Genomic DNA, 22,400 nt, shown 5'->3' with positions numbered 1-22,400 from the left:
GCTGAAAAAGCTCCTTGATGGCGATCCTTGGACGATCCGCGTCGCGACGCTGGATCGTCGATCGGCCCAGATGACCAGTCCGGCGTTTCACCCTGATGTCCGATCCCGCGAGAAGTATTACGGATGAAACGCCAGGCGTCGCGGGATCGCGGAGTTTCAACGGTAACGCAACCGTCGGAAATCGAAGCCGTACGGAAACATGGGGGTGCTTTTCTGATCGGCGGAGGAACGGCGCCCGGCATTCCCGTCCGCTGGAACCGCCGGAGGGCCGTCATCTCCCCGCCTCGAGCGGACTTCGCACGACACGACCCAAGCATCATCTGGAGCGAACAATGACTGACATTCTTGGCACGGACGCGGACGATTTCCTGATCGGCACTCCCGAAGCCGACATGATCCAAGGTCTCGCCGGTTCCGACCTCATCATCGGTCTCGAGGGTGACGACACCCTCGACGGCGGCGACGGCAACGACACCATCGATGGCAGCATCGGGAACGACACGATCACCACCGGTCTCGGCGACGACGTCATCTACGGCGGCGAAGGCGATGACAATGTCGGCGGGATGGCCGGGGCCGACGTGGTCTACGGCGGCGAAGGCGCCGATGTGGTCGTCTGGAACGACCCGACCGGCGACCGCGTCTTCGGCGAGGGCGGCAACGATGATCTGCGTGGCGGCGATGTCGCCGCCGACACGATCTTCGGTGGCGCCGGCGACGACCTGATCAGGGGGGTCGCCGACCTGGGGCTCGGGGACCACGCGCCGGACATCCTGGTCGGCGATGCCGGAAACGACGTGATCATCGGCGGCAATGGCGCCGACACGATCGAGGGCGGCGCCGACACCGACCTGCTGATTGGTTTCGGCGGAGCAGACAGGTTCGTCTTCCGGCCCGATGCCGCGGGCGCCGACGTGATCCTGGATTTCGACGGGACCCAGGATATCGTCGATCTCGGCGGCTTCGGGCCTGAGTTCAACCCGCTGGCCAATCTAAGCCAGGAGGTGTTCGGGACCGTGCTCCATCTGGGGGAAAATGTCGGCGAAATCATGTTCGTCGGTCTCCAGGCGACTGAGTTCACCGAAGCCAACTTCCTGATCGCCTGACCCCCGGAACGCCAAGTGTCGGCGTTGCTTCCTCGAACGCGACGCCGGGCTTGATGCTTTCGGCGAATCTCCTCCTCGAAATGCCCGCGCCCACACGCCCGCAATCCCAATGATGGCGACCGTTAAAAAAGGAAAATTGGAATGCCACCCTCCACCACATTCAAGAATAAAGATGCCGAGCGGATACTCGACAAGTCGGAAGGCGCTCTATCGCAACGTGGGGTGCCGATGCATTCGCGCGAACGGCACGCCGACAAGAGCGATGCCGAACTGATCGCCCGCTTCAGGGGTGATATCCGGGTTGGAGCGAGGTTTTCGTCTTTCAAATCCCCCAGCGATCAGAACGCGGCACTCTCCGCTTATTTCAAGACGTCGAATGGCAAGCGCGATCTCGAGCGGATCAAGTCCTCGAAGAAGAAGGAACGGATCAGTCTGGCGAACGTATCCGTCGGGTCGTCATCCATTACCGTCCGGATCGCGGAAGGGACCATGGGTGTTCAAGGCGCCTACGCGGAATGCCGGAACGGCAAACTCCGGTCTCTGACCGCGGTTGTCGATACGGACGGCAAGGGTGGGTACAAGATCGTGACCTGTTACCCGGCCGACGCATATTAGCCGGCGGTGGAAGGCGGCATGGGTTCCCATGCCGCCTTCACAACCTATGCCGTCGCTTGAAGCTCGTGGCCGAAACTGGCGCCGGTGTCGTTTTCAGGTCCGGTCGCGCTCGGCCTCGGCGGCATCCAACTGGGCTTCCGTGCGGGCCTTCGCGACCAGAGGGATTTGGGTTGCTTCGAACGCCGCCGCGATCGGCGGGGGCAGGGGCAGCGGCACGGGTTTCGTGAGGATCATTCCCTTGGAAATCAGCTTGATCGTCAGACCTTCCAGTGTGATCCCGTCCGGTCCCAGCACGAGGCTTTGAACGCCCGTCGGGCCGGTCACGCGCAATGCTATTCCCTGGGGCGTCACTTCGATCCTGCTGCCCATGGCGCCGCCCGGCACCATGGCCCCTTCCAGAACGGTGCGGGTCTTCGACGTGATCGTAGCGCTTCCGCCGGCATCCACCGCGTACAGGTTCGTCACATCGACCACATGGTTGCGTTGCGCCTTGAGATAGACGTGCTCCGCTCCACGACGGTCCTCGAACCTCAGTTCGTTGCCGGCACCGAGCCCGTCGGGTGACGTCCGGGTCTTGAAGGTGGAGCGCGTCGCATCGCGCGGCAGGTTGGCGGCCGGCATGTTTGTCTGGTTATGGACCGCGCCGATCACCAGCGGACGGTCCGGGCAGCCGCCTTCGAAGGCGACGACGACTTCCTGCCCGACGCGCGGCGTCACCAGTCCGCCCCATCCTTGTCCCGCAAGGCTTTGGGCGACACGGACCCAGCAGGAGCTGTTGGCGTCCTTCTTGCCATAGCGGTCCCAGTGGAACCGCACCTTGATGCGGCCGAAGCGGTCGGTCGTGATCTCCTCGCCGGGATGGCCGACGACGAGTGCCGTCTGCGGTCCGGCGATCACCGGTGCGGGGGTCCGCGGGGGAGGCCGATAGGGAGTGGTTGCCGTCAGGGCCTCGACCCGGCTCCGGTACAGGAACCAGCGATCGTGGTCGCCGTCCTCGCGGGTGCCGCCCTCTCCCTGGATTTCGAAGGTCACGCCGACCACCAGATAGCGTTTCCTGGCCTGCCGGGTGCCGGCGCCTTCGGTCACGTCGAAGGGGTTGGCCGCCTTGAAGACATAGCCGGGCTTGAGCGGCCGAAGATTCCCCGAAACCGTGACGCGGGATTCCCGGCAGGCGATTTCCTCGGCGCGAAGCCGTGCCAGCACCTGTCCCTCGGACAGCGACCGGTAGGTGCCTGGATAATGGTAGGTCTCGCGTTTGCCGGGTGCCGCCCCGGCGACCGGGCAGATCCGCTTGAGATCGGCATTCGGCTTCTCGAAGTCGTAGTCGTTCAGCATCACCTGGGTCGGGATAAGGGCCGCTTCCTCCTGCCATTCCCAGATGATGTCGTCGCGGATGCCCGGGTTCTTCAGGTTCAGGTGGGTGTCGATCTCTTCCGGATCGCAGGGCTTGTGGGTCGACGTGTCGTTGACCAGGACGAGTTCGTGGCGGTCCGCGGAATGATCGAAGTGGTAATAGATGCCTTCCCGCTCCAGCAGCCGGCTGACGAAGGCAAGGTCCGACTCTTCATGCTGCACGCAATATTCCAGCGGCGGCAGGCCGCTTGGCTTCGTCCGGTCGATGAAGGCCGCTTGCGGATGATCGGCGAAGATGGTCCTGACGATTTCCAGCGTCGGCTTGTTCTGGAATATCCGCGAGTTTCGCCGCTGGTCGAGCAGCCACAGCCAGGGCCGGATTTCCAGCAGGTAGTTCGTCCGCTGGGTATCGTCGATGCCGACGTAGCGGCATCGCGTGATGAGGCCGTTGAAGTAGCGTGTATTCCCTCCTGCCAGCTTCAGGGCCGTCGTGGCGGGCTGTCCGATCAGGGGGGACAACTCCCTGATCGGGTCGCTGCTGATGATCTTGGCTTCGAACAGGAACGGTTCGCCGATCCGTTCCTCACCCTTCATCCACCTGAGCTTGATTTTCCGTGCGTCGAGTGCCGGCGAGGTCAACTCCGCATAGCGGTTGTCGGCCAGAAGGTTGCCTGATGTGGCCGGGTAGGGCATGGCGTTATGCTCCCGTTTCGGATTGAGGATCGATTTGGTCCGAGGCCGCCGGGCGGCGGCTTCACGCGGCTCCGGCGAGGGGACGGGCGTCGGTATTCCCCGTCGCTGGGGTCAGGCAGGCCGCCAGCTCGCCGCGCAGCCACGCATAGTGGGGATCGCGGTGAAGACGCTCGTGCCACACCAGCGACAGCTCGTAGGCGGGCAGGGGCGCCGGGGGTGCCGTGACGGCCAGCGGCAGCATCCGCGCGATGCGGGTCGCGGTCCGGCGCGGGATAGTCAGGACCATGTCGGCTTCGGCTACCAGCATCGCCGCCGCCATCGTATTCTGGACCGCGACCGGGCTGGGGTCGGGTACTTCCAACATAGCGACGCTATCGTAGACGAGGCCAGGCTCTTCAAGGGCCGGAGGTGCTATCACGACATGGCGGAGGCCGGCCAAGCGTTCCGCCTCCGGCGTCCCGCCTTGGAGTGCCGGGTGATCCGCGCGCAGCAGGCAGACGAATTGATCGGTCAGGATGGTGCGGCGGTAGAAGCCGAAGGGAGTGGTCGTGAGCTGACCGACAGCGAGATCGACGGACCCGCTTTCAAGGCCCCGCAGCGTCCGGGTGCCGAGAGGGGCGGTGACGACGGTGACGTCCGGCGCCGCTTCCCGCAACCGGGGGAGCAGCCGTGGCAACAGATCCAGCGCTTGATGATCGGGCAGGTCGATGTTGACCGTGGCTTCCCACGATCCCGGCGCCGTTTCCCGCGATGCCAGCAGACTGCGCAGCATATTCAAGGCATCGGGCAGTTCGGCCGCCAGTTGTTCGGAGCGCGCGGTCGGGACAAGGCCGGAGGACGATCGCACCAGCAACTCGTCATCGAACAAGCCTCGCAGCCGGCCCAATGCGCGGCTCATCGCCGGCTGGCTCAGACCGACCCGGTCGGCCGCGTGCGTTACGTTGCGCTCCGCCAGCAGCGCCTCGAGCGCCACCAGCAGATTGAGATCGACACCCGCGAGATTGACCCGCCTGTGTGGTGATGGGGGCGGTGATGGATGCCGTCCGCCATCCTGCCGGGGAGGGGCGCCGACCGACCGCAGACGGGGACGTTCGACGCTCGTTCCGAAACCGGTTCGCATGATCTTGTGTCACCTTGCATCTTTCGCGGCGGCCCAGCCTTGGGGCCATCCGCTTGCCTCGTGTGACTTCGGATCATCGTCGTTTCAAGCTACCGTCGCATGTCAGCATGGCGAAAGACGGTTACGCCGGTAACATAGCCAATCCCCGTCCTGCCGCGCATAAGCCCTAACTGAACTCGTAGCGCAGTTCCCCCCGTTCCACGCCGACATGGATGCCGGTCAGCGGCTGCCGGTCGCGCAGTCGTCTCAGGATCTCCCGGCTGATGTCCGGCAGAAGCGTTCCGGTCAGGATGGCGTCGATCATCCTTCCTCCGCTTTCAACCTCGTCGCAGCGGGCGCGGATATGGCCGACCAGCGTCTCGGCATAGGTGAACGGCGCATTCCGGCTCGCTTCGATGCGGTTTCGGATGGCATCCAAACGCAGGCCGATGATGCGATCGAGCATCGCGTCCGTCAGCGGATAATACGGGACGACCGAGAGGCGGCCGAGCAGTGCCGCCGGGAATACCTCCAGCAGGGGATCGCGCAGGGCGCGGGAAAGGTCCTCGGGCGCCGGCAGCCGCATGGCATCCTCGCACAGCCGCAGCATGAGGTCGGACCCGACATTCGACGTCAGCAGGATGATCGTATTGCGGAAGTCGATCCGCCGGCCTTCGCCGTCTTCCATCCAGCCCTTGTCGAAGACCTGGAAGAAAACCTCGTGGACATCGGGATGCGCCTTTTCGATCTCGTCGAGCAGGACGACGCTGTAGGGCTTGCGGCGCACCGCTTCGGTCAGGCGCCCGCCTTCGCCATATCCGACATAGCCCGGCGGCGAGCCTTTCAATGTCGAAACCGTGTGCGCCTCCTGGAACTCCGACATGTTGATCGTGACGACGTTGTCGTCGCTGCCGAACAGGCTCTCCGCCAGCGCCAGGGCGGTTTCCGTCTTGCCGACGCCGGATGGACCGACCAGCAGGAACACGCCCTTGGGCTTGGACGGGTCGCCCAGGCCGGCGCGCGCGGTCTCCAACCGTCTCGCGATGGCGTCGAGCGCGTGGTCCTGGCCGACCACGCGGCGCTTCAGCGTATCGGCCAAAGTCAGGACCGCGTCGATCTCGTCGGACAGCATCCGGCCGACGGGGATACCGGTCCAGCTTTCGATTATGGTTGCCACGGCCTGTTCATCGACCGCGGGCAGCACCAGGGGACGACCACCCTGAAGTGCCGCGAGGTCGACGCGCAGTCCCCGGAGATGGTCGAGTTCTTCCAGCGATTCCCGGTCGCGCAGACGGGCTTCCAGCCCGACGATCCGCGAGACCAGGGCGGACTCCTCGGCATGGCGGGCCTGGAGCCCCGCGAGTGCCGACCGTTCCGCCACCAGTTGGGCGGACAGCAGGTCCTCCCGCGCTTCGTCCAGACGGCCGACCCGCCGCTCCGCCGCCAGGGCCGTCAGTTCGGTGTCGAGAACGTCGATCCTCCGCATCGACTCTTCGATCGCCGCCGGCACCGCATTCTGGCTCAGCGCCACCCTCGCGCAGGCCGTGTCCAGCACTGAAACGGCTTTGTCCGGCAGTTGGCGACCCTGGATATAGCGATGTGAAAAGCGGACCGCCGCCACGACCGCCTCGTCCAGCACGGCGATCCCGTGGTGTTCCGCAAAGACCGGGACCATCCCGCGCAGCATGGCGACGGCGCGCTCCTCGTCCGGCTCGTCGATCTGGACGACCTGGAACCGTCGGGTCAGCGCTGGGTCCTTTTCGATATGCTTCTTGTATTCCGCCCAGGTCGTGGCGGCGATTGTGCGCAGGGTCCCGCGCGCCAAGGCAGGCTTCAGCAGGTTGGCGGCGTCGCCCGTTCCGGCGGTCCCACCCGCGCCGATCAGGGAATGCGCCTCGTCGATGAACAGGACGATCGGCTTCGCCGATCTGCCGATCTCGGCGATCACCTGTTTCAGACGGTTCTCGAACTCGCCCTTCGCCGAGGCTCCGGCCTGGAGGGCGGCGAGATCGAGCGACAGCAGCCTTACATCGCGCAGTGCTGGTGGTACGTCGCCTTTGGCGATCCGTGCGGCCAAGGCTTCCACGACGGCGGTCTTGCCGACACCGGCTTCGCCGACGACCATTGGGTTGTTCTGCCGACGCCGCATCAGGATATCGACGATCTGCCGTATCTCGCGTTCGCGGCCCGCCCCTGGGTCGATCCGCCCGGCCTCCGCTTCCGCGGTCAGGTCGGTGACGTATCGGCCCAAGGCCGTCTCGTGACTGGCGACCTGTGCGGGCGCCACCGGAGCGGCATCGCCGGGAAGATCGATGCTTTCTTCGGATGATCCTTTTGTCAGGTCGCCGAAGCGGTCCGCGATGGCCGACGCCTCGACCCGCTTGAGAAGCGGTGAGATGTCACAGGCCAGCCGGCGCAACCGCGTGTCCTCGAGCATGCCATGCAGCAAGTGGCCGGTGCGGATCTTGGATTGGCCGAACAGCAGGCTCGCGCTGATCCAACCCCGCTCCATGACGAGTTCAAGCTCACGGGAGAAGTCGAGCCTGGAGGAGCGTTCCCGGACCATGCCCGACAGCGCGGCTTCGATGTCCTTCAGCAAGGCGTCGCGCGGGACCTGAAGTCGCTCGAGGATCAGCGAAGCATCGCTGTCCTCGGCACGCAGCCAGCGATCAAGCCAGTGTACCGGTTCGATATAAGTATCGCCGCGCAAGGTCGCGAACTCGAAGGCACCCTGGAGGCTTTTCATCGAGAACTCGCCGAGCCGGCCGAATACGGTGTCGCGGGTAATGATCGTCATTTCAGCGATCTTTCTTCAACGGGCATGCCCGAAATGCCGGATGCCGGCGGTTGGGGACTGTCGCGTCACAGTTACCAGTCGGTAAGGGGAAGGCTTCATGCAAAGCCGGTCTATCGATATTCAGGTGCTGAACGGCCCGAAACAACGTCAAGACTTCGGCGGAAATTCTTCCAGGAACTTCCTGCGGAATGCTTCCCGGTCCTTCTCGTGTTTTATGTGAACCGCCAACTGGTCGTAGAATTGGCTGACCGATGCCGCCCGCATCGAGCCTTGGCGGACCAGGATACGTCCGAAGGGTCCGATAAAGCTGACCAGCAGAGTCTGTACCGCCTCCAGCGCCTCTGGCGACATCGATAGTCCGGCGCCGCCGCCAAGCTCGGGCGGGGGAGGGGAAGGAGAAGGCACCTTCGGCCTGCGCCCGGCGAACGCATGCAGGAACCGGTCGCGGCTTCGCGCATCGGAAATACCGGCCGCCAACCGGGAGACGATTTGCTCCTCCGACCCGGCGTTTTTCCCCGCTTCGCGCACCAGGATTCGGGCTATCGGTCCGGTCACCTCCATCAACTCGCGCTCGACGCGTTCGATGAAGTCGGATTGCAAGCCGCCTGTCGCCGTCGGTGCCTCCTCGGAAGGCCAGAGATCGCTGTCGTCCGGCCGCGACACCGCAGACGCGAGGGCCTCCGCGAAGGCGTCCGCCGTCTCGAAGCGGTCAACCGGACGCTTCGCCAAGGCGCGCTTCAGCACAGGCGTCAGGCGCGGATCGAAGTCGCCGGCACGGTGCGGATCGATGGGGCGATCCGAGGCGAGCTCGACCAGCATACCGGCCAAACTCGCCCCTTCATAGGGTGAGCGCCCGGTGACCAGATGGAGCAGCACCATGCCTGCGGCGAACAAATCGGCCCTGTGATCCAGATCATCGCCCTTGAGTTGTTCCGGAGCCATGAAGGCGGGGGTGCCGAGCATCATGCCGTTGACGGTTATTTCGCCGCCGCCAAGGCGGGCGATGCCGAAATCGGTGACCTTCAGCCGCCAGTCCCCGTCAACGATGAGATTGGCCGGCTTTATGTCGCGGTGGATCACGCCGCGCCCGTGCGCGTGGCCGAGCGCCGCCAGCAACCGCCCGATCAGATCGGCCGCGAGCGCTGCCGGGAACCGGCGCCGCCCGGTCATCAGATGCTGGAGCGACCTGCCCGGTGCCAGCTCCATCACGATATGGGGGTCGCCGTCCGGCTCGAGATAGTCGTGAATCGCGACGATGTTCGGATGCTGGCAGCGTCCGGCCGACTTCACCTCGACCTTGAAGCGCGCCAGATGCTGGGCGCGATCATCGGGGTTCAGCAGGTTCGCGTGGATCGCCTTGATCGCCACAGGACGTCCGATAACCGGATCCTCGCCCCGGAAGACGGACCCCATCGCGCCGGAACCGATACGCTCCAGCAGGACATAGCGACCCAATTCAAAGGGCAGTTCCATCGACGATACTCCCCCCGCCGTACGGGTTTTCCGGAGAAGCGGTCATGTGCCTTCGATCAATCGAAGGGCACCTTCCAGACTGCGACGCATTCGATTGAACGACAGGCTGAGGGTCGCGATCTCGTCGCTGCCCTGGCGCTCGTATTCCGGCGTATCAGGCTTGCCCAGGCTGACATCGTTGGCGATCTTCGCCATGTCCCGTATCGGCTTGACGACAAGGTAATAGAGAAAGAGGTTGAGCACGGCCAGGACGACCAGGAACACCGATCCGCAGGTCAGTAGCAAGTGAACGACCGCCTCTTCGGCCCGTGCGAGCGGCAAGCTGAGAGGCACCGAAACGATCTGCGCCCCAACGGTCTCATTGGGTTGCCAGCCGAACCCGTTGGCGCTGCCGTAGGTGTCGATCATGGCGCTCGGCGCATTGGCCGGTGTGCTGTGGCAGACAAGGCATTCCGGTGCCGCGACGAGCGGGCGCGACAGGCTCATGATCGGACCGTTCGGCGTCTGCCGCTCGGTCACCATTTCGGTTCGGTCGGGAAAGGACCGGAAACCATTGACGATGTCGGCCTCGGACTCGGTTGGGCGATCCCGTAGGTTGGTCGGGTTGAGCGCCACATTGCGGACCGAATAATCCGGGTAGTGCCGGCGCAGGTCCTCGAAGATCGAACCGGCGGCGAAGAACGGTACCGCCGCCCTGACGAACTTGTCATGTCCAAGCGCCTGCGGCAGCGGAGTGACCTCCTGCTTGGTGTAGCGCATGATCGAGTCGCTGGACTGCATCATGATCCGGGCATTCGCGAGGACTTCCGTGCGGGCGTTGGCGACGAACCTCTCCCGCATCAGCAAGGCCGACACGATCAGGCCGGCGACGAAAGCCAGCGTGATCACGAGGTTGAATTTCACGATCAGCCGCATGGCGACCTCCTTATGATCGACGTCATGCCGTCCGATCCCACTCCAGAGGAACCGGGTCCGGATCCTTGGCCAGCGCCGTCCCATCCGTCACCATCCAGCCATGGTCGCCCCAGGAACCGTCGATCAGGGCGGGGAAGGCTGCGGGAGGGATCAATCCCAGAGTGACGGCGACTCCGGAGGCGACAGCCGTCGTGCCGGCTGTCCACCAGATCGCGGCATCCCGCCCGGATGCCGCCCGCGCGGACATTGGCTGTCGTCGCAGTGCCACCGTCACCGCGAGGATGCTGGGAAGTTCGTGCCAGAGCTTGCCGGAATGCGCGGCGCCCAGCGACGGCCATCGGGTTTGCCCGCCGGCGGCGGACCGGAGGGAGGGCAGCGGCCGGTCCAGCCAATCGAGTTCGAAGTCGGGACGGGCGATGGCGCCGGCCATCGCTTCCAGCCTCTCGAACCATCCGGTTCCGGCATCCATGACGGTGAAGATATCGGCGGCTCGGGGCAGTTCCGCGGCCAGCACGAACGGAAAGCAGCGCCCGACGGCATCCATGCTTGGGCGCAGAACTCCGGTCCAGCCGGCACGGCCGCATGTGCCGGCTGGCAGGGCGAAGCGCCACGTGGGTGATGCCAGGAAGCGCTGCCTCCAGAATTCGCCGCTCCAGGATTCGCCAGCCGATAGGGCCGACTGGATCCAGACATCCCAGGGTTTGATGAAATCCTCGGGCAGACGGCGGCTGACGAAGTCGGCTCGGGCGGGAAGCTTGCCGTAATAGCCGATGCGTGAAACGGTCATGAAACGGCTCCCAAATTTACAGCGTTCTGGGGCAGCGGAATGCGCTGACGGGGTTCGCCCCGAACGGGTTTGCAAGGCTGCTTTCCTGAAGGACGAGGTCGGCCTCGGCGGGACCGCTGGCGATCCGGACCGAAAGACGATCGCGCGTCGCGCTGGTGGCCTGGAGCACGCTCCGGTCGAGCAGGCGGAACAGCGACCACGGGCCGTCGATGGCGATCGCCGTCGGAGGGGAGTTGGCTAGACCGGGCTTGAAGGTCACGCTCGTGCCGGCGGCGGGATCGTTTCCGGGCCAGCTCAGTTGCGCCGATTGAGCGCTTCCTGGAGCAAGGCTGGCGGTCCTGCCGCCGACGGAAATATCGATTCCGCCGATCTCGAAGCTGGTCCGCGCCAGCGTCAAGCGGAAGCCGGCCTCCGGTCTGGCGCTGCCGGGCGGGAACATGCTGTCGCGGATCAGTGCCGCCCGCTCGAACTGGGCAAGGGACTCCCGCGACAGCTTCAGATCGACCGAGCCGAATTTACGCCATCGCCAGGGCTTGCCGGACTTGTCGACGAAAGACGCGAGATTCTGTTCGAAAAAGCTGTCGATCAGTCCGTCCTTCGCGAAGAGCCGGGCGAAGTCTTCGAGCGAGATTTCGTTGGCGCCGTTCTTGTCGAAGGGATAGCGGCCAGCCGTCGCCTGGGCACAGAACTGCCCGCCGCTTCCCATCCAGGCATCGGTGAGCCGTTGGCGCACACCATCCGCCGACATGGAGGAACTGGTCCTGCTGATACCGGTGATCCACTGACGCACCGGAGCGGGCAGGCTGGCGGCCTGCGTGTCGATCTCGGCCAGGGCGGCCGCACCTTCGGCGCTGCCTTGCAGCGGGCCGCCTCCCGCGTCGCCGGCGCGTGCGCCTCCGAAGCGGGCTTGGTTGAGCGAGCGGTAGAGATCGCCGAGGCTGGCGATCACCTCGTCGATCCGCGGTCGCGCGCTGGCCGAACTGCCGGGCGGAACCGTGCTCAGCGCATGCAGTTCCCGGAAATGCTCGCCGCTGAAGCGCTCGGCCAGGGCGGCGATGCTGTCGGGGTTCCGCTGCTGAAGCAGGAGCTTGGCGAGTTTCTCGTCGGCCGTCGCCTGACGGTCCGGGGATGCCGCTTCGCCCGCCGGCTGTGTCAGCGCTGTTTCGGTACCGGCCGAGACCACCAGCAGGCGGATCGGAGAGGTCGGCGAGGACAGGATGCTGAGCGTGCGCAGGGCATCGTCATAGGATTTGGCCGAACTGACGGCGATGTCGCCCAGCAGCTTGTCCCATTGCAGCGCGAACGCCTGGAGATAGAGACCGACGGTATCGCGTTCGTGCTCCGCCTCCGCTTCCGGGCTCATCTTAGCCAGCTTGGTGCCGAGGACCCAAGCCTCCCGCCGCGTCGTTTCGGCGTAATGGGGCAGCAGCGGCAAGAAGATCTTGAAGAAGCCGTCGCGGGTATACAGACCGGGAATGCCGTCGGCGAGCGGCAGCCCGCTGGCGCGGTGGAAGACCCAGGTGCCGGCCGGGCCGGCATGATCGGCTATGGTCCAGCCGGGAAGCGCGGCGGCCTCCGGACTGGCGGCGATGGCGTCGAGCGTCTGCTTGGCGAGCGAGGTCTGTTTCAGGACAGCGCGGAGCTGGCTCACCAAATCGCCGTCCAATCCTACTTGCGGCAGCGGACGCTCGAGCAGGGCCTTGATATGGCCGCCGAGATCCTGCCGTAGCGGGGCATCGCGCTGGTCGGGATTGGATGCCTTGATCTCGAACTCGAACCAGCGCTCGACGAACGCGCGGTCCATCGGTCCCTGTCCGCCGAGCATGAGATAGGCCTTCAAAGCCTGATACAGGAAGTCCGGATCGTCGCGGCGCTTGCGCAGCTGATCCTCCAATCTCAGGATCAGGCGCGGCAGCAGCACGGAGCCGAGGATGCGCCGATAGGCGCCGACCGTCTGCGATCCGAGCTTTTCGGTCTGGTCGAGGCCCAGGCTCGCCAGCCACGAGCGGGGAAATCCGCGTTCCGCATAGCCGGTGGGCAAGTCGCGCAGCTCGTTCAGCAGGGGCAGGACACGGGCGAGGTCGATATCGCCAACCTGGTCCAGGTCCATTTCCCGCGCCTTCGCGGTGTAGCCGCCGGCGGCGGCTTCGACCTTCGTGATCAGCGTCCGATTGAGGATATAGCCGGTCCCCGCCACCCCGGCCGCCGCGACGCACAGGACGGCGATCGCACCATGAAGGCTCCAGGCGATACGGCGCCGATGTCGCTCGATCCGGGGATCGGCATCCGCCAGCCCGGCTTCACCGAACACCACCTCGCGCAGCAGGCGGTTCAGGAAATAACTGCGCTTCGGCTGGATACCGGCCGCTTTCGGCTGAGAACCGATGCCGAAACTTCTTCTCATCGCGGCCAGGACGCGGTCGATCGGCGTGCCGACCTGGGTGCCACTGACGAAATAGGCACCGCGCAGCATGATCGCCTGCTCGAAGGAATTCGGACGGAAAGCCTCCTCGACGAACTGGGTCAGCGCGTCCTTGATGCTGGCGACCTGATGCGGGAAGCTATAGACGGCGCCGCGCCGCGCGCTATCGCTTTCCTGATGGAGCCGGTCGATCAGCCTTTCGTCCAGCCGGCCGACCAGCGCGTCGAATTCGCTGCCGAAGTGGTCTACCGGTGTGACGTCCAAGTCGTCATTCCGGGCGCCATCCCGATCGAAGGTGAAGCCCCAGACGGACTGCCGGCCTTCGCGGCCAAGATCGTCGAAGAACTCGGTGAAACCGGAGATCAGGTCCGCCTTGGTCAGGAGCAGGTAGACCGGCAACTGGATCCGCAACTCGGCCTGCACTTCCTGAATGCGCCGGCGGATCAGCCGGGCATGCGCCAGACGCGCCTCCTCCCCGCCTTCGGTCACCTCGTTGACCGCGATCGCCACCAGCAACCCGTTCAGTGGCTGGCGGCGGCGGTATCGCCTCAGCAGGCGCAGAAAGCCCAGCCAGGCGGCATGGTCCTTGCCGGCATCGCTGTCCTGGGTCGTGTAGCGGCCAGCGGTATCGATCAGCACGGCCTCGTCGGTGAACCACCAGTCGCAGCTTCGCGTTCCACCGATGCCGCGCATGGCATTGCGGCCGAACCGGTCGGCAAGCGGGAAGTTGAGGCCGGCATTGACCAGTGCCGTGGTCTTTCCGGCACCCGGCGGTCCGATGATGACGTACCAAGGGATTTGGTACAGCCAGCGTTTGCCCGCGGCTCCCTGGAAGCGGCGCTTCCTGAGCACCGACAGGGCTTCCCGCAGGCGTAGGGCGATCTCAGCACTCTCTTGGGCGTCTTCGGCTCCGCCGACGGAACCGGCGTCCGGCCTGACCGCCGCATCGAGCATGGCCGCATTCTGCCGGAACGTCCTCCAGCTTTCGACCAGCCTCGTAGCACCGTAGATCGCCGGTGCCAAGGTGGCCAAGCCGATGCTGCCGGCAAGGCTGGAGAAAGGGGCCGTGTCACCGACCGAAATCAGCGGCCCGACGACGAAGGCCGCGCTGGATACAACGGCGAGGCCGCAGAGAATGAGCCCCGTCCGCAGGGAGATCGGCAGCTTCAGAGCATCGATCATGGAATTTTCCCTCATTGGGCCTTGGAGATGACTAGCTCGATCCGCCGGTTCAATTTGCGGCCCTGCGCCGTATCGTTCGAAGCGACTGGCTGGCTCGAGTCTTTTCCTTCCGAGGTCAGCCGTGCCGGTTCCGTCATGGCGCCGCCGATCAGCGCGGCCGCCGCCTTGGCTCGCGCCAGCGAGAGGTCCCAGTTGGACGGGAACTTGAGGGAACGGATCGGCTGGCTGTCGGTATGGCCGGTGACCACGATATCGCCCGGCTGATCGTTCAGCGCCTGACCGATGCGGACCAGCAGGGGTTTGACTTCGTCAAGTACTTCGGCGCGGCCGGAGGGGAACATCCCGTCGCCCGCGATCCGGACGCCGATCGTCTGGGCATCCTCCCGCACCGAAACCAGCCCCTGACGGATCTCGGATTCCAGAAACTTCCGCAGCGCTTCCGTTTGGCCGGCGGCGAACTCCGGCGGTGGGGGAGGGGGCGGAGGAGCGGGGGCCGCACGGATCAGGCTGACGGCGCCGGCCGGCGGCAGGGCCGCCAACTCGGAAAATGCGGCATCGGAGTGCTGGTTGATCGCGAGAACGAGACCGGAGAACAGCAGGAGCAGCAAGGCAGCAGCCACCGATGCGGCGATCCAGGGCGGCACGACGGCACCCAGGCTGCGATGTCCAAGGCCGGTACCGCGCCAGTGCGGAGAGATGTCGCGCTCGAAGTCGCCCCGGACGTTCCGGATCAGGCGATACAGGTCCTCGCGGACCGTGACGAGTTCCGATGCGCCGCGCGGCGCTATCCGGTACTTTCCCTCGAACCCCAGGCTGATGCAGTAATAGAGCAGCTCGATCAGGTCGATGTTGTTTCCGGGATCCCGCTTCAGTTGGGCCAGCAGATCGAAGAAACGATCGCCACCCCAGGTTTCGCTGAACAGGGTGCCAACCATGCTCCGGGTCGTCCAGATGCTGTTGCCGCCCCAGGGGGTATTGAGAACGATGTCGTCGACTGTCGCGCAGAGAGCGTATTTGCCTGCCCGGATCGATCGCGCCGACAGGCCGAGCGGCGTGATCCTGCGCTCGAAACGGTCGATCTCGCCAAGGACATGCAGGCGCAGGGTATCGACGTTGGCATGGGACGCCTGGCCCTTGATGCGCCCGCACAGGCTGAGCAGCGGTGCCGCCGCCATGACGAGCGGACTAGTGCGGCCGAGGCTGATCCGCTCCCACGGCCTGGACGAATCCTGCCCTGACGGGTCTGGCGTGTCGTAGCCCCGTTGGAGACCCAGGAAGACATCGGCGGGAACGATCACGGTCTGGTCGGCAGTGTGGTCAGCGGTCATGGCGTCGATCCCCCGGTTGCGGGAGATGCGGTCTTCGCCCTTCGGCGGAATGGCTGATCCCCCGGCATCTTCATGTCGCCGGCCGCGAGATCGTCGTCGATCCTGCCGTGCAACTGGACATAACGGTCCCAGGCGCGCGCCTTGCCAAGGACCGGCACCCATCCGGCGTCGGGGCCGCGTGTCATGCCGGCGGTGACCGATCCGGGCGCCAACTGGCGCACCAGCATCTGAAGTGTCGCCTGGGTAGCGGCCAGCAGGCTTACCTGATGTGCCTTGATATCGTCGAATGCCTGGCCGACCGCCCGTTCGGCCGGTAGGAAGCCGGCAACGTCGTTCATCATCAGCGTCCGCAGGGCGGCGTTCAGGTCCATGGGAAACTTCAGCGCATTGTTGTCCAGCCGCGCGATCATCGTCCGCTCGGCCCCGAATTCCCGCTTGGCTTCCGAGCGTGCGACCAGCATGTCGTGGAGATTGCCGACCGCTATGCGGAAGGCGTGAGCCATGCGGCTCATCACTTCGACAAGGCGGTCGTCCGGTACGTCGCCTCGGGTCAACCCGCAGATGTTGAGCATCGCATCGACCGCTTTGGACGCCGGGTCCCCGACCGGCTTTTCGATGAGGGCCGGCTTGTCGATGAGGCTTGGTTCGGAACCGGCAGCCGGCGGAGGCCGGTCGATCCTTCCGATGTCGCGGGACGGCGTTTCGGCTGAAAACTCCCAGTCGTCCGGAATCCGCTCGTGCCCGACGACGGGTGCGACGAAGGCCGAAGCTTCCGGCCGCAGGTGGTCCGCGAAGGCATTCCTGTCGGCGGCGTCCCGGAAGGTCATGTCTTCGGCCGGCGCTTCGTCGTCGTCGAGCGGCCACACCGATTGCGCCGGGCCGGGGAATGACGGTTCGGAAACAGGCTCGACGTTCGGAACGGCGGGCGGAAGGTCCGGTTCATCCAGGGCTGACAGCGGTATCGGCGCCTGTACCGAGACGACATGAAGGGCGAATGTGCCGATCCGGATCAGGTCGCCGGCATCCAGCGGAGGATTCTTGTCAGGTCCGATCGCAACGGTGTCGTCATTGAGGAAGGTGCCGTTGCGGCTGCGGTCGGACACCGTGTATCCCCGGTCGATCCGTTCGATGCGGCAGTGCTCGGTCGAGATGCCCCGCTGTTCGTCGCTCAGGACGAGGTCGTTGTTCTCGTCGCGGCCGACCGTCAGCCGGTCGTCGATCTCGATCAGCTCGGGCAGGTCCGATCCACGGTACCGGATCGTTCCCGGCCCCTCGACGCGCAAGACCAATGGCATGGGTTCGTGCCTCCACGAATGGGACGGATGAGCGGGGCAAATGGACCGGTCGCGGCGCTCAATCGCCGCGGATCGCCCAGAGGGTCATTTCGAGGTTTGGAAAATCACCCGCGACATGCAGGGCCAGACCGCCGGAGGTCTGCATTTCCTTCCAGACGGTGCTGTTCCGGTCGATCTCGAAATAGGTCACGCCGACATGGAACGGGATCTGGCGCGGCGCCACCGGAAGCGGATCGACGACCATTCCCGGCAAAGCCACATTGACCAGTTCCTTGATCCTTTCGACCGGGCCGATCTTCACCTGGGACGGGAAGGCGCGGCGCAGCCGCTCCGCTTCGACATCGGCGCGGACCGCCAGCACGAAGGCCGAGGTCCGGAACAGGGTCCGATCGTTCACTTCGGCCAAGTGAATTCCATACCTGTGCTCTCGGAGCGGAACCTGGATCGCCGTTTGCTCCAGGACGGTGTTCAGCGACTGGCGGACCGACTGGATGACGGGCTGGAACGTCGCCGCCAGATCCTCGTGCCGGTATGTCGGGTAGGAGGGCGTCCGCTTGTCCGAGCGGGCATAGGTCGCAAGCTCGCCGGCAAGCTGAACCATCAGGCCGTACAGCGTCTCGGGATGCACCGTGGAACTCCGGCTCAGATGAGCGAAGGACGGTTCGTGACGGTTGATCATCTGGAGCATCAGGAAATCGGTGATCTCCGCGACGCCCTTGGTCCCGGATTGCGAGACCCGAGCCGCCAGGGCTTCGCCACGGTGATGGAGCAGGCCCTCGATCTCGGTCACGTAGCTCGCCAGTACCGATGAGCAGGCGCAGTCAAGTGCCGGAGCAACGAAGCTTTCGTCGAGAACGACCTGATGGTCGGCGCGGACCTCGATCAGGCGGAGGATCGGCATGGAGATGAAGCCCGTCCGTTCGGCCCCTTCGGCGATCAGCCGGAAGCGCAGGCGGCCGATGTCGATCGCGACCTGCTCCCGTTCTCCGGCATTGCCGTCGGCGAGATCCTGTTCAGCGACCATGTAGCGGGTGACGACTTCATCTCCGGTCCTGGCATCCGCTTCGGCGGCGCCCGGCTGATAGACCGGCAGCGCCAGATGGATGACCGCGTTGCGCAGGTTGCCGGGGGGAGCGAAGGGGGCCGGCTGGTCGGCTTCGTCGGGGATGGCGAAAGGTGTGCCGTCCTCCATGACGCCGGCCGCGTGCTCGATGGCGATCTTGCCGAGGCTCAGCAGTTCACGGTTGATCCGGAGTTCGGTGAACCCCCAGCCGTAACCACGGAGCGCCTGGGTCCGGCCGCGTACGAACTTCTCCATGTGGCGATCGGCTTGCTGAAGGTGCTGCGGCCGCAGGAACAATCCCTCCGACCAGATGACCTTGTTGTTCCACGACATTCGCGCGGCCCGCCTATTGTGGACTTGTTGGAACCTGGATTTGATGGCCTCAACATAGACAGGTCCAGGCTTGTTCTTCCATGCGTTGAAGTAATGTTGATATTTGTCAATGTAATTTAGGGTAGTTTCATTGCCCGCATATCGATATGCCAATCCCGCATGCCGAACTTCCCAGGTGGATGACTTAATAATCCCGGCATGCGGTGTCGAACGACCACCGGATCGATCGGATCGGCATCGCTGGAGTATCGCAAGCCCGGAAGGCGAAAGATGCGGAGCGCTGATTATGCGGAATTGCTCGAGCCCATCGACGGAGCATCACCGTGCGGTGAGCCCCTGGACTACGATCCGGGTTTCCTGGAGTTCGAACGCGCCACCCGTGCCGGCCCCGAGCGGCAGGCCGGCGACCAGACCGTGGCCGGGGAAGCGCCGGATTGGCGGCATGTCGCCGATCTGGGGGTCGAACTAGCAGGGCGCGGCAAGGATATCCGCATCGCGGTCGCCCTGGCTCGTGCCTGGCTCGCTACCGAGGGATTCGCCGGGCTTGCCGGCGGCCTCTCGCTGATTGCCGGTTATCTGGACGGTTACTGGGACGAACTGCATCCGGCTCCCGACGCCGACGACGGGGACGATCAGACGATACGCCTCAACGCGCTGGCCAACCTCCGTGATTCAGCCGGATTGCTGGCCGAAATCCGGCGTATCCCGCTTGCGGCGGCCCGTGGCGTCGGCAGCTTCGCCTTCAACGACTGGCAGGCGGTCCGGCATGGCAATCCGGACGGCGAAGGTCCGACGCTGGCTCAGGTCGAGGGAGCGTTCGGCGAAACCGGTCCGGCGGCGCTCGACGAGGCGAGCGCGGCAATCGCATCCTGCCTCGCCTCGCTGGCCGCCATCGAAGGCAGCATCCGGACCCATGTCGGACCGGGCGACACGATCCGGCTGGACCCGCTGAAGGACTTGCTGGCGCAGGTCAAGTCGGTGATCGACGATCACCGGCCCAGGCGCACCGCCGATCCGGTGGATATCGATGCCGGGCGGCAAGACGATCCGCCGCAGCCGGTGAGCGGCGGCATCGCCAGCCGCGCCGACGTGATCGGTCTGCTTGACCGCATCTGCCAGTGGTACCGCACGAACGAGCCGTCGAGCCCCGTCCCCATTCTGCTGGAGCGGGCCAAGCAGATGGTGTCGCGGGATTTTCTGGCGCTGCTGATGGAGCTGGCGCCCGACGGTGCTCCCCAGTTCCGCAACGTGGCCGGGCTGCGCAGTCTTGGACCGATCGAAGAGGACGAAGATTAGATCATGTTGAAAGCAAGCAGTCAGAAATTCATCCGCCGCAACCGGGCGCCCCGTGTCCAGATCGAGTACGACGTCGAGCTCTACGGCAGCGAGCGGAAGGTGCAGTTGCCTTTCGTCGTGGGGGTGATGGCCGATCTTTCCGGGAAGCGCGTCGAGCCGCTGCCGGATCTGGCCGATCGCAAGATGGTCGAGATCGATATCGACAACTTCGATGCCCGTCTGCGCTCGATGAAGCCACGGGTGGCGATCAGCGTCGAAAACTCCCTGACCGGAGAAGGAAGCCTGCCGGTCGATCTGACGTTCGAACAGATGGACGACTTCTCGCCGGCCGCCGTGGCGCGCCGGGTCGATGCGCTCCGGAAGCTCCTGGATGCCCGGACGGAGCTTGGCAACCTGCTGACATACATGGACGGCAAGAGCGGCGCCGAACGCCTGCTGGGCCAGCTTCTCGCCGACCCCGAGTTGCTGAAGGCCGTCTCGGCCAGGGCCGGCACTTTGGCCAGCCCCGAAGAGAACGCCGCATCGGACGATGGAGAAGCACAGTCATGAGCCCGGACCAGATTCGGCAAGCCACAGCGCCTGTCGCGGAAGCCATCCTGACCGACGATGGCTTCGCCCAGCTCCTTCAGCGCGAGTTCAAGCCGCGCACCGAACAGTACCGCGACGCGATCGAGCGCGCGGTGGGCACCCTGGCAGGGCAGGCGCTGGCCGAAACCCGACTGATCGGCGACGATGCCGTCGCCACGATCCAGGCGATCGTCGCGGAACTCGACCGCAAGCTGACCGAACAGTTGAACCTGATCATCCATCATCCCGATTTCCAGCAGTTGGAAGCGGCATGGCGTGGGCTTCACCAGCTCGTCTCCAACACCGAAACCGACGAAACCCTGAAGATCCGGGTGCTGAACACCAGCAAGAAGGAACTGGCGCGTTCCGCGCGGAAGTACCGGGGGATCGCCTGGGATCAAAGCCCGCTGTTCAAGAAGATCTACGAAGAGGAGTTCGGCCAGATCGGCGGCGAGCCTTATGGCTGCCTGATCGGCGACTTCCACTTCGACCACACGCCGCCCGACGTCGAGCTGCTCGCGTCGCTGGGTCAGATCGCGGCGGCGGCGCATGCCCCCTTCATCGCGGCGGCGGCCCCTCAGCTCCTCAACATGGAGTCCTGGCAGGAACTCGCCAATCCGCGCGATCTCACCAAGATCTTCCAGACGCCGGAATACGCGGCCTGGCGATCGCTGCGTGACTCCGAGGATTCGCGTTACATCGCGCTGACCTTGCCCCGCACGCTCGGACGGCTGCCCTACGGCAGCAAGACCGACCCCGTCGCGGAATTCGCCTTCGAAGAGGATGTCGATGGCGGCGACAGCGGCAAATACCTCTGGTGCAACGCCGCCTACGCGATGGGCGTCAACATCACGCGCTCCTACAAACTGTATGGCTGGATGTCTCAGATCCGAGGGGTCGAGTCCGGTGGTTTGGTCGAGGGACTTCCCGCCCATACCTTTCCGAGCGACGACGGCGGCGTGGACTTGAAATGCCCGACCGAGATCGCGATCAGCGACCGGCGCGAGGCGGAGCTTTCCAAGAACGGGTTGCTGCCGATGCTTCACCGGAAGAACACCGACATGGCGGTGTTCATCGGGGCACAGACCCTCAACAAGCCGATCAAGTACGACGATCCGGACGCCTCGGCCAATGCCGAACTGAGCGCCAGGCTGCCTTACATGTTCGCGACATCGCGCTTCGCCCATTACCTGAAGTGTCTGGTGCGCGACAAGATCGGTTCCTTCAAGGACCGGTCGGATGTCGAGGCTTGGCTCAATCGTTGGATACAGAACTACGTCCATTCGTCGCCGAACCTCGCGAGCGAGGAGGACAAGGCGAAGAAACCCCTGGCCGCCGCCGAGGTCATCGTCGAGGAAGTCCAGGACAATCCAGGTTATTACCAGGCCCGATTCTACCTGAGACCGCATTTCCAGCTCGAAGGGCTGACGGTTTCGCTTCGCCTCGTCTCCCGGCTGCCTTCCACCAAGCTGGCGTGATTTCTAGAATTATTCATCTCCACCGGAGTTCATCATGTCTTTCGATGCCTATCTTCTCTTCACCCAAGCCTCGAAGAGCGGCATTCATCCCAAGGGTGAGTCGAAGCTGAAGACCAATGCGATCACGCTTGGCGACGAATGGAGCTTCTCGCTCGAGAACAAGTTGAACATCACCTCGCACACCGCTGGCGCCGGAGCCGGCAAGGCCGAGTTCGAGGCGTTTACAATCAAGAAGCAGGTGGATACCGCGTCCGCCGATCTCTTCGTCGCCTGCGGCAGCGGCGCGCATTTCGACAATGTGCAATTGGTGTTGCTGAAATCGACCGGCGACAAAGGCGCGGGCACCCAGGCGCAGTCCAACGTGTTCCTGACCTGGACCTTCTCCATGCTGGCGGTCGAACGCATCGAGTGGAGTTACGGCGATCCTGCCCCTGAGGAATCGATCGTCTTCCGCTTCGGCGCCTGCAAGATCGCCTACAAGAAGCAGGACAAGGCTGGCCAATTGGTCGAGGCCGGCGAAAGCGCCTGGAGCCAGATCGCCAACAGCGCCACCGATAAGGTGACCTAATAGCCGCGCCGGTTCGAAGCCCCTCCCCCT

Annotated in this window: 16 protein-coding genes; 6 read left to right on the top strand and 10 right to left on the bottom strand. The window is 64.8% G+C overall.

Translation table 11 applies throughout. From position 1 onward, the window contains the following. Positions 1–332 precede the first annotated feature (332 nt). Together N825_RS31535 and N825_RS31530 are read left to right on the top strand one after the other, a co-directional pair. Positions 333–1,106 carry a calcium-binding protein gene (locus tag N825_RS31535; protein WP_051513735.1) on the top strand — a complete coding sequence of 258 codons (774 nt, stop codon included), beginning with the start codon at positions 333–335 and terminating at the stop codon, positions 1,104–1,106. Between the two features lie 141 nt (positions 1,107–1,247). Further along, the gene (locus N825_RS31530) at positions 1,248–1,721 is read left to right on the top strand and encodes a hypothetical protein (protein ID WP_157619665.1); all 474 of its coding nucleotides are present in this window, start codon (positions 1,248–1,250) and stop codon (positions 1,719–1,721) included. Positions 1,722–1,814: 93 nt separating this feature from the next. Here the strand turns inward: N825_RS31530 and N825_RS31525 are convergent, their stop codons facing one another. The 10 genes from N825_RS31525 to tssK form a co-directional block, all read right to left on the bottom strand. Continuing rightward, positions 1,815–3,767 (bottom strand): type VI secretion system Vgr family protein, encoded by a 1,953-nt coding sequence (locus tag N825_RS31525; RefSeq protein WP_051513733.1) that lies wholly within the window; start codon positions 3,765–3,767, stop codon positions 1,815–1,817. 61 nt (positions 3,768–3,828) lie between these two features. Beyond that, the gene (locus tag N825_RS31520; protein WP_084165236.1) at positions 3,829–4,887 is read right to left on the bottom strand and encodes a LysR family transcriptional regulator; all 1,059 of its coding nucleotides are present in this window, start codon (positions 4,885–4,887) and stop codon (positions 3,829–3,831) included. A gap of 166 nt (positions 4,888–5,053) precedes the next feature. Further along, complete coding sequence (gene tssH, locus N825_RS31515; RefSeq protein ID WP_037460506.1) at positions 5,054–7,663, bottom strand: type VI secretion system ATPase TssH; 2,610 nt, start codon at positions 7,661–7,663, stop codon at positions 5,054–5,056. A gap of 147 nt (positions 7,664–7,810) precedes the next feature. Continuing rightward, positions 7,811–9,136, bottom strand: coding sequence for a serine/threonine-protein kinase (locus N825_RS37280; protein WP_051513731.1), 1,326 nt, complete (start codon positions 9,134–9,136; stop codon positions 7,811–7,813). Positions 9,137–9,178: 42 nt separating this feature from the next. After that, positions 9,179–10,051 (bottom strand): Tll0287-like domain-containing protein, encoded by an 873-nt coding sequence (locus N825_RS31505; protein WP_037460505.1) that lies wholly within the window; start codon positions 10,049–10,051, stop codon positions 9,179–9,181. A gap of 22 nt (positions 10,052–10,073) precedes the next feature. Further along, positions 10,074–10,838 (bottom strand): type VI secretion system-associated protein TagF, encoded by a 765-nt coding sequence (gene tagF / locus N825_RS31500; RefSeq protein WP_037460502.1) that lies wholly within the window; start codon positions 10,836–10,838, stop codon positions 10,074–10,076. A gap of 16 nt (positions 10,839–10,854) precedes the next feature. Beyond that, on the bottom strand, positions 10,855–14,442 hold the full coding sequence (tssM, locus tag N825_RS31495; protein WP_063833970.1) for a type VI secretion system membrane subunit TssM: 3,588 nt from the start codon (positions 14,440–14,442) through the stop codon (positions 10,855–10,857). 11 nt (positions 14,443–14,453) lie between these two features. Then, on the bottom strand, positions 14,454–15,770 hold the full coding sequence (icmH, locus tag N825_RS31490; RefSeq protein WP_037460499.1) for a type IVB secretion system protein IcmH/DotU: 1,317 nt from the start codon (positions 15,768–15,770) through the stop codon (positions 14,454–14,456). Continuing rightward, positions 15,767–17,065, bottom strand: coding sequence for a type VI secretion system-associated FHA domain protein TagH (gene tagH, locus N825_RS31485; protein WP_037460496.1), 1,299 nt, complete (start codon positions 17,063–17,065; stop codon positions 15,767–15,769). Before tagH ends, icmH begins: the two co-directional genes overlap by 4 nt. 58 nt (positions 17,066–17,123) lie before the next feature. Further along, a complete protein-coding gene (gene tssK, locus N825_RS31480) occupies positions 17,124–18,461 on the bottom strand; it encodes a type VI secretion system baseplate subunit TssK (protein ID WP_037460495.1) in 1,338 nt (445 codons plus the stop codon). Positions 18,462–18,731: 270 nt separating this feature from the next. Between tssK and tssA the strand changes: the two genes are divergently transcribed. From tssA to N825_RS31460, 4 genes are read left to right on the top strand one after another with little or no spacing between them, the layout of a single operon-like run. Further along, positions 18,732–19,757, top strand: coding sequence for a type VI secretion system protein TssA (tssA, locus tag N825_RS31475; protein WP_037460494.1), 1,026 nt, complete (start codon positions 18,732–18,734; stop codon positions 19,755–19,757). Positions 19,758–19,760: 3 nt separating this feature from the next. Then, entirely contained in the window at positions 19,761–20,306 is a 546-nt protein-coding gene (gene tssB, locus N825_RS31470; RefSeq protein WP_037460493.1) for a type VI secretion system contractile sheath small subunit, read from the top strand. Beyond that, entirely contained in the window at positions 20,303–21,802 is a 1,500-nt protein-coding gene (gene tssC, locus N825_RS31465) for a type VI secretion system contractile sheath large subunit (protein ID WP_051513727.1), read from the top strand. The genes tssB and tssC overlap by 4 nt, the downstream gene beginning before the upstream one ends. A gap of 34 nt (positions 21,803–21,836) precedes the next feature. Continuing rightward, complete coding sequence (locus N825_RS31460) at positions 21,837–22,370, top strand: type VI secretion system tube protein Hcp (RefSeq protein ID WP_037460492.1); 534 nt, start codon at positions 21,837–21,839, stop codon at positions 22,368–22,370. Positions 22,371–22,400 lie beyond the last annotated feature (30 nt).

The organism is Skermanella stibiiresistens SB22 (assembly GCF_000576635.1).
Classification (GTDB): Bacteria; Pseudomonadota; Alphaproteobacteria; order Azospirillales; family Azospirillaceae; genus Skermanella; species Skermanella stibiiresistens.
Note: the sequence above shows the minus strand (reverse complement) of the source record. Positions and strands in the feature narration are given on the sequence as shown.

Excerpts from the sequence above, each read along its gene's own strand:
- N825_RS31535 (WP_051513735.1), top strand. The coding sequence starts at position 333 with ATGACTGACATTCTTGGCACGGACGCGGACGATTTCCTGATCGGCACT.
- N825_RS31530 (WP_157619665.1), top strand. The coding sequence starts at position 1,248 with ATGCCACCCTCCACCACATTCAAGAATAAAGATGCCGAGCGGATACTC.
- N825_RS31525 (WP_051513733.1), bottom strand. The coding sequence starts at position 3,767 with ATGCCCTACCCGGCCACATCAGGCAACCTTCTGGCCGACAACCGCTAT.
- N825_RS31520 (WP_084165236.1), bottom strand. The coding sequence starts at position 4,887 with ATGCGAACCGGTTTCGGAACGAGCGTCGAACGTCCCCGTCTGCGGTCG.
- tssH (WP_037460506.1), bottom strand. The coding sequence starts at position 7,663 with ATGACGATCATTACCCGCGACACCGTATTCGGCCGGCTCGGCGAGTTC.
- N825_RS37280 (WP_051513731.1), bottom strand. The coding sequence starts at position 9,136 with ATGGAACTGCCCTTTGAATTGGGTCGCTATGTCCTGCTGGAGCGTATC.
- N825_RS31505 (WP_037460505.1), bottom strand. The coding sequence starts at position 10,051 with ATGCGGCTGATCGTGAAATTCAACCTCGTGATCACGCTGGCTTTCGTC.
- tagF (WP_037460502.1), bottom strand. The coding sequence starts at position 10,838 with ATGACCGTTTCACGCATCGGCTATTACGGCAAGCTTCCCGCCCGAGCC.
- tssM (WP_063833970.1), bottom strand. The coding sequence starts at position 14,442 with ATGATCGATGCTCTGAAGCTGCCGATCTCCCTGCGGACGGGGCTCATT.
- icmH (WP_037460499.1), bottom strand. The coding sequence starts at position 15,770 with ATGACCGCTGACCACACTGCCGACCAGACCGTGATCGTTCCCGCCGAT.
- tagH (WP_037460496.1), bottom strand. The coding sequence starts at position 17,065 with ATGCCATTGGTCTTGCGCGTCGAGGGGCCGGGAACGATCCGGTACCGT.
- tssK (WP_037460495.1), bottom strand. The coding sequence starts at position 18,461 with ATGTCGTGGAACAACAAGGTCATCTGGTCGGAGGGATTGTTCCTGCGG.
- tssA (WP_037460494.1), top strand. The coding sequence starts at position 18,732 with ATGCGGAGCGCTGATTATGCGGAATTGCTCGAGCCCATCGACGGAGCA.
- tssB (WP_037460493.1), top strand. The coding sequence starts at position 19,761 with ATGTTGAAAGCAAGCAGTCAGAAATTCATCCGCCGCAACCGGGCGCCC.
- tssC (WP_051513727.1), top strand. The coding sequence starts at position 20,303 with ATGAGCCCGGACCAGATTCGGCAAGCCACAGCGCCTGTCGCGGAAGCC.
- N825_RS31460 (WP_037460492.1), top strand. The coding sequence starts at position 21,837 with ATGTCTTTCGATGCCTATCTTCTCTTCACCCAAGCCTCGAAGAGCGGC.